At 47.4% G+C, this 15,649-nt stretch carries 8 protein-coding genes; all 8 read left to right on the forward strand.

Translation table 11 applies throughout. From position 1 onward, the window contains the following. The first annotated feature begins 15 nt into the window (after positions 1-15). Positions 16-1,509, forward strand: a complete 1,494-nt coding sequence (gene malQ, locus VNN20_01400; GenBank protein HWP90841.1) for a 4-alpha-glucanotransferase — start codon at positions 16-18, stop codon at positions 1,507-1,509. 175 nt (positions 1,510-1,684) lie between these two features. Then, positions 1,685-1,951, forward strand: coding sequence for an RNA-binding protein (locus VNN20_01405; GenBank protein HWP90842.1), 267 nt, complete (start codon positions 1,685-1,687; stop codon positions 1,949-1,951). A 202-nt stretch (positions 1,952-2,153) separates the two neighbouring features. Next, on the forward strand, positions 2,154-3,569 hold the full coding sequence (locus VNN20_01410) for a DEAD/DEAH box helicase (GenBank protein ID HWP90843.1): 1,416 nt from the start codon (positions 2,154-2,156) through the stop codon (positions 3,567-3,569). Positions 3,570-4,018: 449 nt separating this feature from the next. Beyond that, entirely contained in the window at positions 4,019-4,627 is a 609-nt protein-coding gene (locus VNN20_01415) for a hypothetical protein (protein ID HWP90844.1), read from the forward strand. Between the two features lie 722 nt (positions 4,628-5,349). Then, entirely contained in the window at positions 5,350-10,863 is a 5,514-nt protein-coding gene (locus tag VNN20_01420) for an alpha-2-macroglobulin (GenBank protein HWP90845.1), read from the forward strand. Positions 10,864-11,125: 262 nt separating this feature from the next. Continuing rightward, positions 11,126-13,375 carry a penicillin-binding protein 1C gene (gene pbpC, locus VNN20_01425; protein ID HWP90846.1) on the forward strand — a complete coding sequence of 750 codons (2,250 nt, stop codon included), beginning with the start codon at positions 11,126-11,128 and terminating at the stop codon, positions 13,373-13,375. 631 nt (positions 13,376-14,006) lie between these two features. Continuing rightward, complete coding sequence (locus tag VNN20_01430) at positions 14,007-14,420, forward strand: thiol-disulfide oxidoreductase DCC family protein (GenBank protein ID HWP90847.1); 414 nt, start codon at positions 14,007-14,009, stop codon at positions 14,418-14,420. 184 nt (positions 14,421-14,604) lie between these two features. Beyond that, a complete protein-coding gene (locus VNN20_01435; GenBank protein HWP90848.1) occupies positions 14,605-15,645 on the forward strand; it encodes a glycosyltransferase family 4 protein in 1,041 nt (346 codons plus the stop codon). Positions 15,646-15,649: the final 4 nt, after the last annotated feature.

A 15,649-nucleotide genomic window follows, 5' to 3' on the forward strand; every position in this document is an offset into this window, starting at 1 on the left:
TTTTAAGGAGGAAAAATGAATAAACGCGGAAGCGGGATACTTCTTCACATTACCTCTTTACCGTCTCCTTTTGGCATAGGAGACCTGGGACCGGATGCATATAGATTTGTGGATTTTCTTTCCGAAGCCAGGCAGAGCTACTGGCAGATACTCCCGTTAACCCCGACACTCACCGTTTTCGGGAATTCTCCCTACAGCAGTTCTTCCGCCTTTGCCGGAAACCCGCTCCTTATAAGTCCTCAAGTTTTATCGGAATGGGGATTACTATCCAGTTCGGATATTGAAACCGCTCCGTCCTCTGCTAATGGGAGGGTTGATTATGAGGTTGTGACCAAGTACAAATCCAGGCTATTTACCCTGGCCTACGAGAATTTCAGCAGAAAAGGCGAGCTATCTGAGTTCGAGAGATTTTGCCAGGAGAATTCTTTCTGGCTGGAGGATTACGCTCTATTCGTTGTCTTGAAAGGGCAATTTAAAAGTTCCTGGAATAATTGGTCAGAGGATATTAGGGATAGAAAACCCGGTGTGGTTAGAGAGTTGAATGACAAATTTAAGCACAGGATTGGGATGGAGAAATTTCTACAGTATATCTTCTATAAGCAGTGGTTTTACCTCAAAAGCTATAGCAATAACAAGGGAATCCACATCATAGGGGATATTCCGATATACGTTAGTTTTGATAGTGCCGAGGTGTGGGCTAACCCGGAGATATTTAAATTGGATGAGAAAAAGAAGCCCACATTTGTGGCCGGGGTTCCACCGGATTATTTCAGCAAGAGCGGACAGCGTTGGGGGAATCCGGTGTACCGATGGGATGTCCTTAAGGATCAAGGATACTCATGGTGGATTAAACGGATGGAACACAGCTTAACGCTCTTTGACGCTGTCCGGCTCGACCACTTCAGAGGGTTCGTTGCCTATTGGGAGGTCCCGGCAAAGGAAAAAACTGCTATAAACGGAAAATGGGTGGAGGCGCCGGCCGTAGACTTCTTTGATATATTGACCAGGCATTTTACCCGCCTCCCTATTATTGCCGAGGACCTGGGATACATAACCCCTGATGTGAAGGAAGTTATGGACCGTTATGGATTTCCGGGGATGAAACTCCTTATTTTTGCGTTTGGTGACGATTTCCCCAAGGGTTCCTATCTTCCCCACAACCATGAAAAGAGGAACGTGGTTTATACCGGGACTCATGACAACAACACGATTAAAGGATGGTTCAGGACTGAGGCTACCCCGGAGGATAAAGCGCGCTTTTTTAGGTACATAGGAAGGGAGATAGATGAAGAGGAAATACACTGGGAATTCATCAGGTTGGCTATGATGTCCGTAGCCGATTATTGCATAATTCCGATGCAGGACCTGCTCGGTCTTGGCCAGGAGGCCAGAATGAACCTCCCGGCAACCTCCAAGGGGAACTGGGGGTGGAGGCTTCAGCCTGGCCAGTTAACGGCGGATGTAGAAGGGAAGTTGAAAGAAATGACCGAGACCTATGGGAGGGGGTAAGGGTTTATCAACTTTGTTCTTTGCTTTAAGTGCTTTTTACGTGTATGATTTAACCGTTCAATCTCGAAAGTGGTTATGGGGCTGAGAAATAGGGGCTGAGATTACTTTGGGGACTGTTCAGGCGATTTTAAGCTGATTAAGATCGAACGATAACAAACAAAAAGGAGATATAAGCATGCATGGCAGTAAACTTTATGTAGGAAATCTTAGTTATTCGGTAACAAAGGAGCAGTTAAAAGAATTGTTTTCCAATTACGGTTCGGTTAGCGAAATAAAGATAATCGAAGGAAAGGGTTTTGGATTCGTGGAGATGTCCAGCCAGTCAGAGGCGGAAAAGGCTAAGGAAGCATTGGACGGTTCAATTTTGCAGGGCCGGAACCTGAAAGTTAACGAAGCCCGTCCTCAGTTAAGCGGTGGAGGAAAGAGGAACTTCCGAAGATAGGTTTATGTAACGATAATCCCTCGGATAATAAGGCATTCCTTCAAAAGCCACCTTTTTAAAATCTGACAGAGAGAAGTCGCATATTCTAAAAATATCAAGTACAACTCCACAAAATAGAAGATACGTGAATCTCCTAGTCAAGTTGAGAAATATAGGAGAGGTATATTTAGCTTAAAAAATCTAGAGAGGCATCGAGAATAACATGGAGAAGTTAGAAAAATTCAGGGCGCTCGGTTTATCCGAAAATACATTAAGAGCAATAAAAGATAAAGGTTTTCTTGAACCTACGGCAATTCAGGAAAGAACTATCCCCATACTTTTGAGAGGGGATATCGATGTCGTGGGACAGGCTCAAACCGGAACAGGAAAGACAGCGGCGTTTGCGCTTCCTCTGATTGAAAGGTTAGAAGAAGCCGGGTTTGTTCAGGCGCTCGTTCTTGTCCCCACCAGGGAATTGGCCGTTCAGGTTTCGGAAGAGATTAACTCGCTCAAAGGAAATAAAAAGCTGCGGGTAGTCCCCATATACGGTGGCCACTCTATGGAGCTTCAGCTCAGATGGCTGAGGGAAGGAGTGGATATTGTGGTTGGAACCCCGGGCAGGATACTGGACCATGTAAAAAGAAAAAGTTTGAAGCTGGGCAGTATTTCCCATCTGATATTGGATGAGGCGGATGAAATGCTGAATATGGGTTTCATAGAGGATGTAGAGGAGATTTTGAATAGTGCCGCTACGGAGAAGAGGATGCTGCTATTTTCGGCAACAATGCCGGAGAGAATATTGGATATTGCCAAGAATTATATGAGGCGCTATGAACTTATAACACTTAAACAACAGCTTACCACGGACCTGACAGACCAGATTTATTTTGAAATTTCCTCTTCGGATAAGTTCAAGGCGTTATGCAGGATAATCGATGTGGAAAAGGAATTTTACGGACTCGTATTCTGCAGGACAAAGCTGGACGTGGAAAATGTTGCCAATAAGCTGATGGAAATGGGGTACAACGCCAAAGCTTTGCACGGTGATATATCCCAAAATCAAAGAGAGAGGATATTGAATAGGTTCAGGAATAAGAGGATTAACGTCCTTGTGGCTACGGATGTTGCGGCCAGGGGGATAGATATTAACGACCTCACCCATGTCATTAATTATGCTTTGCCCCATGACCCTGAATCTTACGTGCACCGGATAGGAAGGACGGGGAGAGCGGGGAAGGAGGGAACGGCTATAACCTTCGTTACCCCGGAGGACCAGAGAAGGCTCCATTTCATAAAGAGGATCGCCAAGACCAATATCCGAAGAGAGAAGCTGCCGGAAATGGAGGATGTAATAAAAGCAAAATTAACCAGAATAAAAAGGGAGATCGAGGATATTATTGAGTCTGGCGGCCACCAGGATTATATCAAGACGGCCAAAGAGCTCCTGGAAGAAAACGAGGCAGAAAAAGTTCTTGCGGCTCTATTAAATCGCTCTTTTAAGGATGAACTCAATAAAAGAAAATATAGCGTTGTCCAGGATGTTCTCATAGAAAGCCATGGGAGTGATAATAATCGGAGAGCACGGAGAAAGAACAGGACTATCTACAAGAATGGGAAAAACGGATGGCATGGTTTCTAATGATATGGCGAATCCACTAAAATTAAATCCAAAACGACCGATGGGAGGTAACGATCCCTTTTGAAAATGATTTGTGATAACCTGGATTTAATATTACACACATCGTAGCAAGAGCTTCTGACCAGGGCCTCTGGTCATTCCCACATGTTACACGATTAATACTTTTGGGTACAAGCTTAAACTTAGGCCCTCTGATTTGTCATTCCCACGAAGCGTGTCCTTGCGCACGCGGGGAGTGTGAATCCACTGATCTGTCATTCCCGTGCAAACGGGAATCCAGTTTTTTAGAAGATGGATCCCCGATTAATGCATTCGGGGATGACATAAGGACTGGATACCCGATTAAGCTTAATCTGGTAATCGAAGGGAAGGGAACCGTCTGGATAGACGATGTAAAGCTGGTAACAAGGTCCGCTTAATTATTAAAGTTTCACGCTATATTTAAACTTATGGAAGGGCTTTTTCTTCCGGACTATTTTGACATACATAGAATTCTGGAGAAGCTCTCTACCGTTGGTGCGACTTCAGTAAAAATTCTAAACGAGGGTTTCAGAGAGTCGCTCCTGGAAGAGGCTGAGTGTTACGCCTATAAACCGGAGGACGAGGTCGTTGGCACTGGAGATAAAATCGTAAGACAGCAGATGAGCTCGTTTGAAGATTTTCCCGACGACAGCAAATGTAATTTGCTCAAGCATTCCCTTCAGTACTTTTTAGATGAATACTTGACACTCATTAAACCTTATCCATTCGAGACAAGACTGGCTTTTAACTCTATTGTACTTCAGAAGTATGAAAGGGGCTCGATTGGAATTACCCCACACCGGGATGGATTGAGCTACATAAATCTGGTTTGCCTTTTTATTATCGAGGGCCGGGGTAGATTCTTCATCTGTTCCGATAGGTCTGGAAGAGATTCAGTCGAAATCGATGCCTCCCCAGGCAATGTAATTTTGATGAGAGCCCCAGGCTTTCTCTCTACTAAAGAGAGACCCTTTCACTATGTTAGCGATATCCAGGAGAGAAGGTATGTTTTTGGGTTAAGACAGAAACGGTTTTGATAGATTTAAAATGGAGCTCAATTAGTTATGACGGAATGCAAATTTTTCCGATAAGCCAATCTTGCCGCAATTGGAAAAGAATATTGATTATTGGTTGTTATTAACCTAGGGTCATGATGATAATACCGGCGATTATTATCGACCATGTCGCTAGATCAAGTAGATTGTAACCTTTTTTCATTATAGCACCTTTGAATTTATTGAATCATAATGGAAACAACTCATCAAGATTTATTTTTTGAATGAAAAAAGGATTATCGAAAATAGAAGATTATTACTTTGGGTTTAACATCGGATTAGACAAAAACGTCCGCAGGAATGCTAATCAATTGAAAAATCTTGATTTGAGAATAGAAGTATTCAATTATTAAAAAGCTGATGATATGTGGAGATGTAATCCCGAAGTAGTAGTGTAAATTTGTAGGGAACGCATATATGCGCTCCTTACAATTGTAGCGGATATTCCGTCCGTAGTGAGACAGAGGCAGACACAGTCGGAATGGCTAACTCAAAGACATCGGAATATCTTAGCCCACTCATTCCATCAAATGTGTCTTTAGTTTATCACATGGAGAAGCGAACCATCCAAAGCAGACTATAGTCTTGGCTCTCAAATAAACTTTCCAGACTATTTGCTTTTCGCTTAGAGAAAAAGAAAGATATAATTTAGAAATTTATCAAGCTGTATTTTAAATCGATTTAAATCATCAGGAGGCGCAAGCATGTCTGAACCAAACTCGGACAAACCTAAGCGGATATTTCAGGATTGGAAGAACATTGCAATAGCAATACTGGTCATAGTCGTGGTCGTGATGGGTTTTATACTGGGAAAGGATAGATTGGGTGGAGGAGTAAAGGAGACCGGTGTTGATGGTAAGGGAGAGGGGGTGGCAATATTCGATGTTAAGTTTGACCGGGAGAACCAGAGCTTCGTCGACATTGTGTTTGACAAGCCGATTGGAAAGGACAAAGAAGGCGAGATACTAGGACGTGACCCTGCCAAGATAACCCCGACCATAGGCGGAGTCTGGAAATGGCAGGGCTCAAATGTGCTCAGGTTCGAGCCATCGGGGAATTTCGCCCCGGCTACTGATTACACTATCACCATAATTCCCGAGCAAATAATCTCTCAAGGGCAGGTGTTTAAGGGAAAGAAGGAAATAAGCTTTCGCACTGATGAATTCAAAGTGGAGCAGGTAACCATAAACGAAGAACCATTCCTGGAGAAGAAAAACACCCTTGCCCTTGTCGGAGAGGTTAGATTTAACTACTCGGTGGACCCGGAGGTCTTGGCCCGGAAAATAAAGCTTATCGACCTTAAAGGAGGAGTGGATGGTCAGGAAAAGCGAATACCCATAAAGCTCGAAACTACATACTGGAGCGACGTAATCAATTTCAAAAGTGACCCCATAGAGAAGGAGAAGGATGAGAGGAAGCTTAAGCTCATAATCCTGGGAGACCTCGTTCCTGCTCAGGGTAACGTCCCGCTAGGACAGGATTATACTGAGACTATTCTACTGGGGTCAAAAGATAAGCTCGTAGTCCGCGAGGTTTCCCCGGAAGCGGCGTATAAAAAATCATCCCTTAAAATCACCTTTTCATCCTCGGTAAACCCGGAGATTGCCGCAAGCTATATAACAGTAAAGCCCGAGGTTAAGTACACCCTAGAGAGAGACCGAAACCGACTAAACCTGAGAGGTGAATTTAAACCGGGAGAGACATACGAATTGGCTATGGGTAAGGGGCTTCCGGCGATCGATGATGCGGTTTTGCGGGAGGAATACAAGACTGAAGTTACCATTCCCGACTTAGAGCCTTCGGTGGAGTTTGAAAGCAAGGGGATGTTTCTCGACGCTAAAGGCACGCATGCGGTAAAGCTTAAAACAATCAATATAGATAGCCTGGAGCTTGACATTGACCGGGTTTATCTCAACAACCTTTTTTTCCTGTTCGATTCATATGGGTACTCGGTATGGAGAGACAATTACTATAAGGGTGACCTTAACTACTCTTTGGGTAACTCCATTGTGAATAAGGAAATAAAAATGCAAAAAAAGCAAAATGAGGAAGTGGTTACCACCCTCAATCTGAATAAATACATACCGGAAGGAGAGCCGGGTCTTTACCGAATAGGCATCACCCCTGAAGGACTTTATGAAGGCGTACAGAAGTGGGTTCTCATAACCGACCTGGGAATAGTGGCGAAGAAAGGAAGCGGCGAATTCCTGGTTTGGGTTTCCTCTTTTGCTAATCTTCAGCCAATCTCCGGTGCTGAGGTTAAGGTCATAAGCAACCAGAACCAGCTTATTGCTAAGGGGATTACGGATGCTAACGGTCTCCTACGTTTAGAAGGTCTTCAAAAGCCGTTTGAGAAAAATACTCCGTACATGATAACAGTAGAGAAGGGAAGGGATTTTAGTTTTCTCCTCACCGAGCAAATGGCCATAGACACATCCGGGCTTGATGTCGGAGGCGCAACATTCACGGCTAAGGGATACACAGCATATGTTTATGGGGAGAGGGACATATACCGTCCCGGTGAAACCCTGGAAGCTGTAGCAATCGTCAGGGATTCTAACCTAAATGTTCCCGAACCGATGCCGCTCATCATTGGCCATAAGGACCCCAAGGGAAGGATAAGCAAGACCATGAAAGAGAATGTGACCGCAGGCGGGCTATTGCCTTTTTCCCTATCCGTTCCGGCTTATGCTCCTACCGGATATCACACGGTAGAGATAGTTGCCGGGGATGAAACAATCGGACAATACCGTTTTCAGGTAGAGGAATTCGTGCCTGACCGGATAAAGGTTGCGGTCGAGGAGGAAAAGAAAAGTGTCCTTCCCGGTGAAGAGATGCGTTATAAGGTGAGGGGTACATACTTATTCGGTCCTCCGGCAGCGGGTTTATCCGTCGACACTCAGGTAACGCTCATTCCCAAGGATTTTGCACCCAAGGGATACGAGGCGTATGTCTTCATCAATCCGGAGAGGAAATTCGACCCTAGACAGATATTCTCGGAAAGAGGGAAATTAAACGAGGAGGGGATAAAGGAATTTGCGGCTAAGGTTCCCGAGGATTTGAGGCCACCTTCATCACTCGAAGCCTGGATCACTGCGCGTGTCCAGGAAACGGGCGGTCGAGGAGTTGCCGCCAGAAATATAATTAATGTCCACCCTTATCCCTTTTACCTCGGAATTAAGCGTAAGGACCGCAGTCAGTATGCGGACCCGGGAAAAGAGGTGGTGTTAGAATATGTTGCGCTTTCTCCTGGTGAGGCGGATAGTGAATTAAAGGAGGTAAAAACGGATACACTTCGCGCCGAATTCTTCATCGACAGGTGGAACACCGTTTTGAGGCGTACCCCTGCCGGAAATTATAAATACGAATCTATCCGTGACTCTGCTCTTTTGGAATCAAAAATCCTGGAGGGGGGAAGTTCCAAGGGAAGCTTCGGTTTCACCCCCTCCGAGTTTGGAAGCTACCGTGTCGTGCTCACCGATCCTAAAGGGGGCGCCTCTACCGAGGTTCAATTCTATGCCAGCGGTTGGGGGTTTTCAGCATGGGCTATTGAAAATCCGGCACGGGTTGAACTAGACCTGGAAGAGGATGAGTACATGCCCGGCGAGCGGGCGGTGCTACAGGTTCGCGCTCCTTTCAGCGGAAAACTACTAGTTACCGTGGAGCGTGACGAGATTTATCACACCGAAATTCATACCCTCTCTGGGAACAGTGCCAAGCTCTCCATTCCAGTAACGGAGTTATATCGCCCTAACGCCTATATCACTGCTACGGTGATAAGAAGCGCAAAGGACCTCGAGCCTGGCTCTCCGGGCAGGGCGTTTGGCGCGATTCCTATAAACGTAGACCGAAGTGCTAACCGGATAGGCGTGGATATCAAGGCGCCTGAAGAAATAAGGCCGCTCACCCCGCTGGAGATAGAGGTGAGCACTATTCCCGAAGCCTCCGTCACCGTGGCGGCGGTGGATGAGGGAATATTACAGTTGATAGCCCAGAAGACACCCGACCCTTTTTCCTTCTTTTATCAAAAATTAGCCCTCGGCGTGATGGAGTACGATACATTTTCACTTCTCTTACCCGATGTGCCCAAGATAGAGGGGGCCTCGCCGCCAGGCGGAGGAGCCGATGCGCTAAAGGCTGGACAATTCGTGCGTACAGAAGGAATAAGGCGGGTGAAGCCCGTGGCCTTCTGGTCTGGGGTATTGAAGACCGATGCCAATGGAAGGTTGAAGGTTAAATTCGATATACCGGAGTTTCAGGGAGCGATACGCATCATGGCGGTGGCCTCAAAGGACAAAAGATTTGGCTCGGGCGAGAGTTTTACCGGAGTTAAATCGCCTCTGGTGATGTTTCCGACGATACCCCGGTTTTTGTCCTTGAACGAGACCGTGGTAATACCCGTATCGGTGAGAAACGACACTGGAAAGGACGGGACGTTTAAAGTGCAATTAGACCTGCTTGGGGCTCTCGGAATCGAGGGAGAACGAGACAATGAACAAAAGAAGCAGTCGATAAAAGAGATAGCCATACCAAACGGAAGCGAGAGGACGGTTTACTTTACGATAACAACCTTTGATGAGACTGGGAATGTCAGTCTCAATATCAGTGCATCCGGGAACGGCGAGACTACAAGTTCGACAACTGACCTCTCTATACGCCCGGATTTGCCGGTAGAGAGAATGGAGAAAGCGGGAAGAATTGCCGGTCAAACAACTGAACTAGGAATCGAGGACGAAGGCTCGTTCCGGCCAGAGACCATCAAGAGAGAACTTCGGTTAAGCCGTCTCCCGCTTATACAGTTTTCCGGGAAGCTGGATTATCTTCTCAACTATCCTTACGGATGTCTTGAGCAGGTAACTTCCACGGTGTTTCCGTTGCTATATCTAGCGGATATATCGAGAGAGCTTGAGCCGGAATTATTCGAGAAATCAAACCCGGAGGCTTTGGTGCAAGAGGGGATAAGGCGTATGGTAACCATGCAGATAACCGGAGGAGGGTTTTCTCTATGGCCGGGAGGAACCTCTGTGGAACCATGGGCAAGCATTTATGCGGCCCATTTCCTGGTAGAAGCCAGACGCGCCGGATATTACGTCGAGAACTCCCTTTACTCCGGGGCCATAGATTTCACAAAAAGCGAGGCGAAGGCTAAGCAATCCTACGGCACCGGCGAGCTTGAGCGGGCGGTATATGCGCTTTATGTGCTGGGGAGAGCAGGTAAGGCCGATACTGGTACTATGGATTACATTCGTAAGAACGGTAAAGACCAGCTCGGTGTGGAATCCCGGGCGTTACTCGGCGCTACGTATGCGTCTATGGGAAACACCGAGGCGATCAAGGAGATGACTAAAGGTTTAGAAGACGTAGAGCGCATTAATAGAGAAACCGGAGGAAACTTTAACTCCACCGTTCGTAACCGCGCCCTTTTTCTGTTGGCGCTCATGGATGCTGCACCAAACGACCCGCGTGCGCCCGAGCTAGTGGAAAGACTAGCTCGTGATGCTACGGTTGATACCTGGTGGACAACCCAGGAAACCTCGTTTGCGCTCTTGGCAATCGGGCAGTTTATAAAAAGGCAAACCCAGGCTCCCCCCTACACCGGCACTGTCTATCTTGGTGACAAATCAATCGCTGAGTTTAAAAGCGACAAGGTCCTCGCCATCCCGGAGATCGAGGGTACGGAGCCGGTCAAGATAGTCATGGATAACGGATACAAGGAGGGGAGCGCTTTCTACTCCATCATTACCAGCGCGGTTCCAACGGACAAGGGGTTTAAGCCGGTACAAAACGGGCTTGAGCTAAAGAAGGAATACCACACGCAGGACGGAGTCCCCATCGACCCGAACAATATCAAGCAGGGAGACCTCCTAGTAGTACGCACGGATGTAAGGAGCATGTCCGGAAGATTGCAAAACGTGGTGATCCAGAATCTATTACCTTCGGGATTTGAGGTAGAAAACCCAAGGCTAAAGACCACCGAGATTCTGCCCTGGGCCACAGGTGAGAAGCTAGAACCGGATTATCAGGACATCCGCGATGACCGGGTGCTCATATTTACGGATTTGAACGATAATAAGTGGTACAGCTACTACACGCTTCTTCGTGTGGTCAACCCGGGTGTATTTTCTGTCCCGCCGGTTCAAGCGGAGGCCATGTATGCGCCCAATATTCGTTTTACCGGAGGCTTAGAAAAGCCATTTAGGGTGGAGATAAAGAATTGAAGAAGTTTTTGAATTGGCAGCGGATTGAAACAAACCGGCATTACTACGATAAATGATACGTTCTCCCCACTTGAGGGGGAGAAACACCATCCCGACCTTCCCCCACAGGTGGGGAAGGAGTAATCGCTGTGGAGATAAGAAGTTGACAAGATGTACATTTTCTTCTCCCCGCATTTCACTCAGACTGTTTTTCATTGCGATTCTTGCACCTTTACCCCTATTCATCACCCTTGATTTCCTCTTCCCTTTTCCTGGAGATTCGTTGAGAAGGGCTCCGACTGTTGTCGTAACCGATAAGGACGGGAACCCGGTCAGGTTTTTCCTGCCCAGAGATGAACACTGGCGTCTTCCGATAAGGCTAGAGGATATATCCCCAGACCTGATCAAAGCGGTTATAGCTTCCGAGGACAGGTGGTTTCATTATCATCCAGGTATCAACCCGTTTGCGGTGATAAGGGCGCTATACACAAACATAAAAGCCGGGAAGGTAGTGTCTGGCGCCTCCACTATCCCCATGCAGATAGCGCGTATTTCTAACCCAAAGCCAAGAACACTTCTATCTAAGTTGGAAGAGGGTTTTCGTGCGCTTCAGCTCAAGTGGCACCTTAACGATAGCCAGTTGATCGAAATATACCTGAACATTACACCCTATGGAGGGAACATAGAAGGCATAGGGGCAGCGTCATATTTTTACCTGGGCAAGGACCCCAGGGCGCTCTCTCCGGCAGACGTTGCCCTTCTCACTGTTCTCCCTCGCTCACCCACCGCATACGACCCCGTGGTCAATCCCTCGAAAGCGCTTGGAGCGAGAAACCGAGTGTTGATGCAACTACAAAAACGAGGGGTATTCACGGCGAGTAGGGTTAAGGAGGCAATGAAAGAATCTGTGCCCATGAGACGTAGGAATGCTCCTTTTAATGCTCCTCACTTTACTCAGTTTGCCTGGGATAAGTATCGCCATAAGGACCGAATAGAAACCACACTCGATTTATCCATACAGAAAATTTCTGAGGAATCCGCGAGGAGAAGAATCGAGGGATTGAGAGGGCAGGGGATTGATAACCTAGCGATAGTAGTTATCGAAAACAAGGAGCGTAAGTTGAGGGCAATGGTAGGTTCGAGTGATTTCTTTGAAAAGCATTACGCCGGGCAGGTGAATAATGCATTGGCCAGGCGCTCGCCGGGCTCGGCCCTCAAGCCCTTTCTATACGCTATGGCGCTTGACCGGGGGTTGGTAATTCCGGCAACGTTCATGCTAGACATACCCACAGATTTCTCCGGCTACGTACCAAAAAACTATGACGGCGTATACCGGGGACAGGTCACCATGCGTGAGGCGCTGATAAGGTCGTTAAACGTACCGGCGGCGAGACTGCTTTCTGAAGTCGGCCTCGATGATTTTCATAAGCTTCTTCTGGAGGGTGGGCTCACCACACTGGATAGACCCGTGTCGCAATATGGTCTTCCTTTGATATTAGGGTCTGGGGAAGTAACACTCCTTGACCTCACCAACCTCTACGCAACGCTTGCCCAGGGAGGTATTCATTACCCGGTGAGAATCACGACCGATGAGAGCAGCGGTTATGAAGAAAAAGAGCTTTTTTCTAAAGAGGCGTCATACCTTATTACACAGACACTTACCGAGCTTGGCCGTCCGGACATGCCTTCTCCTACCTGGGAGCTGACCAGGGATGTACCGCAGGTGGCTTGGAAGACAGGTACCTCATACGGACATAGAGACGCCTGGGCGGTCGGATATTCGGGTAAGTACACGATAGGTGTGTGGGTGGGAAATCCTAGCGGAAGGGGACAAAAGGGAATCTCAGGAGGGGAGCATGCCGCTCCTCTTCTTTTTGACCTTTTCCGGGCCATAGAGGGAAACGGTGCAAAACCGGAGAAGCCGGTGGGGCTCAGGCTGGGAACAATCGAGGTATGCAAGGAGAGTCATATGCTTCCCACCCCTTTTTGTAAGGAAAGGGTCTTGGTGACTTATATCCCCGGCCGTTCGCGTATACCGGTGGATAATTACTCAAAGCAGGTATTTATAGATTCTGAAACCGGCGAGATGCTGCTCGGCGACTGTATTGCCATCCGTCCACACCGGGCCGAAATCATTAACACCTATCCTCCGGAGCTTGTTGCCTGGTGGAGGGCAGAGGGAAGAGATGTTCCATCCGTTCCTCCTCTTAGTCCTTTTTGCAAGGACGTGCCTCCACAGCTTCCACCGAAGATCGTGTCGCCCGATGAAGCAACCCCCTACCGGATGCTTATGAGCACGCCTACTGATTATCAGAAGGTTCAGCTTATCGCCAGGACAAGCCCGGAAGTTGAGCGTCTCTACTGGTATCAGGACGGAAAGCTCGTGGCAAGCACGAAGCCAGATGTTCGGTTGTTCATACCGCTAGAAATAGGAGTCCATCAGCTAGTCGTGGTGGATTGTACGGGGCGGTCGGATGGTATTACTTATCGAGTAGAGGGAGATGAGAGGGTATTGATTGAGGGAACAAATTGATGATTATGGTTGTGCAATTATCCTTGCAATTAGCAGGATTGGACCGTCATTCCGAACCCTTTCCCGAATGAATATGAGGGAGCAGGTGAGGAATCTTATTCGGGTTTGGGAGTTCTCCCCTTCTCCTCATTCCCACGAAACTTGTCCTCGGGCAAGCGGGGAGTAGGAATCACCAATTTGTCATCCCCGTGGAAACGGGAATCCATTCTTTAACTTGAGAATTCCCTGTGGCTTGCACAGGGTTACACTCCATCCATCCTCCCCCTTGATGGGGGAGGATTAAGCCTGTCCTGAGCGAAGCCGAAGGAGTGGGGGTGATTCACCCTCCCCTTTATCCCCTCCCATCAAGGGAGGGGAAATTTTCGGATACCCTGACAGCCTCCTTGCTGCAGGGTGGTTCATTTATAGATTCCCGATTAAAAGATCTCGGGAATGACAAGGAGGAAGGATTCCCGATTAAGCTTGTCTCCGCGTGTTATCCGATTAATACTTTCGGATACAAGCTTTAGCGGGGAACGTTCGGGGATGACATGTGCAGAGGATACCGATTGATCCCTCGGTTAAACTGTGGGACGGGCATGACAATGAAGTTTGGAAATGTGAAAATAATTTGAATTGCTGATTCAAGCAAATGAATAAAATTCCCAAAGAACAGCCCATAATCCTATTTGACGGTGTCTGCAATTTTTGTAGCGGTATAGTGCTATTCACCATCAGAAGAGACCCGGAAGGGATATTTAAATACGCTCCCCTGCAATCAGAAGCGGGGCAGGGCTTATTGCGACATTTTGGTCTACCTACTGATGATTTTAACTCTTTTATCCTGGTTGAAGGAAATAAATGTTATCAGAAATCAACTGCGATTCTCAGGATAGCTAGGAGGATCGAAGGACTCTGGCCCCTCCTTTACCTGTTTGTGTTATTTCCGAGACCGGTCAGGGATTTTATCTACGACATAGTGGTCAAGAATCGTTATAAGTGGTTTGGGAAGAGAGAGGAATGCTTGATTCCAACGCCTGAAATAAGAAGCCGGTTTTTGGAATGAATAAGTAAAGCGGTTTATCGAAATATTCCTTTTTCTTCCTCTAACTGTTATGATTACTACTAGTCGTAATTCTTCCGTAATCTTTTGTTTAACCGGTTGTGTCACATATTGGCAACGGAGCAATGAAGGTTTATTAGGACTACATTTATCCCTTTAGAATAAATTTCTGAGGAGGTAGACGGTCATGAAGATTGCTCAGGTTGCACCGCTCTATGAGAGTGTCCCGCCCAAGTATTATGGGGGTACGGAACGCGTTGTTTCATACCTTACCGAGGAGCTGCTAAAACAAGGACACGAGGTGACCCTTTTTGCCAGCGGAGACTCGGTGACTAAGGCACATCTTGTCGCCCCTTGCCGAAGGTCGCTACGATTGGACAAGCATTGCGTAGACCAGCTAGCCCACCATGTTTTGATGCTGGAGATGGTGTTCAGGGATCCAGACCGATTTGACATCATTCATTTCCATATTGATTACTTACATTTCTTGCTCTCGCGGAGATACAAGATCCCACATCTAACTACCCTACACGGGCGTCTGGATATTCCGGACCTGGTTCCGCTCTATCAGGAATTTTGCGATATGCCCGTGGTTTCCATCTCTAATGCCCAGCGCGAGCCGCTTCCCTGGCTAAATTGGCTAGGGACTGTTTATCATGGATTGCCCGAGGATCTATATAACTTCCGAGAAAAGCCGGGAGACTATCTGGCGTTTTTAGGCCGCATCGCTCCAGAAAAACGGGTGGATCGAGCAATCGAGATCGCCAAGCGTATCGGCATGCCCATTAAAATCGCGGCCAAGGTGGACAAAGTAGATAAAGACTACTTTGAGGATGTTGTGGAGCCTCTTCTTCGAAATCCGCTGGTCGAATATGTAGGGGAGATAGGAGAGGGGGAGAAGGACGAGTTTCTGGGGAACGCCTATGCTCTGCTTTTTCCCATAAACTGGCCCGAACCCTTTGGTCTGGTAATGATAGAGGCAATGGCCTGCGGCACTCCGGTTATTGCTTACCGTCGTGGCTCTGTTCCGGAGGTGATGGAAGAAGGAGCTACCGGTTTTATCGTCCAGGGGCTTGAGGATGCCATTGAGGCTGTGCACCGAATTCCTACCCTGAGCCGTAAGCGCTGCCGACAGGTTTTTGAGGAACGCTTCTCCGCCTCCCGTATGGCCAGAGATTACATAGCTCTCTATCAGCAGGTAGTTGAAAGGAAAAAGCAAACGATATAAGCAA

The sequence above is a fragment of the Thermodesulfobacteriota bacterium genome, from assembly GCA_035559815.1.
Taxonomy (GTDB): domain Bacteria; phylum Desulfobacterota_D; class UBA1144; order Nemesobacterales; family CSP1-2; genus DATMAT01.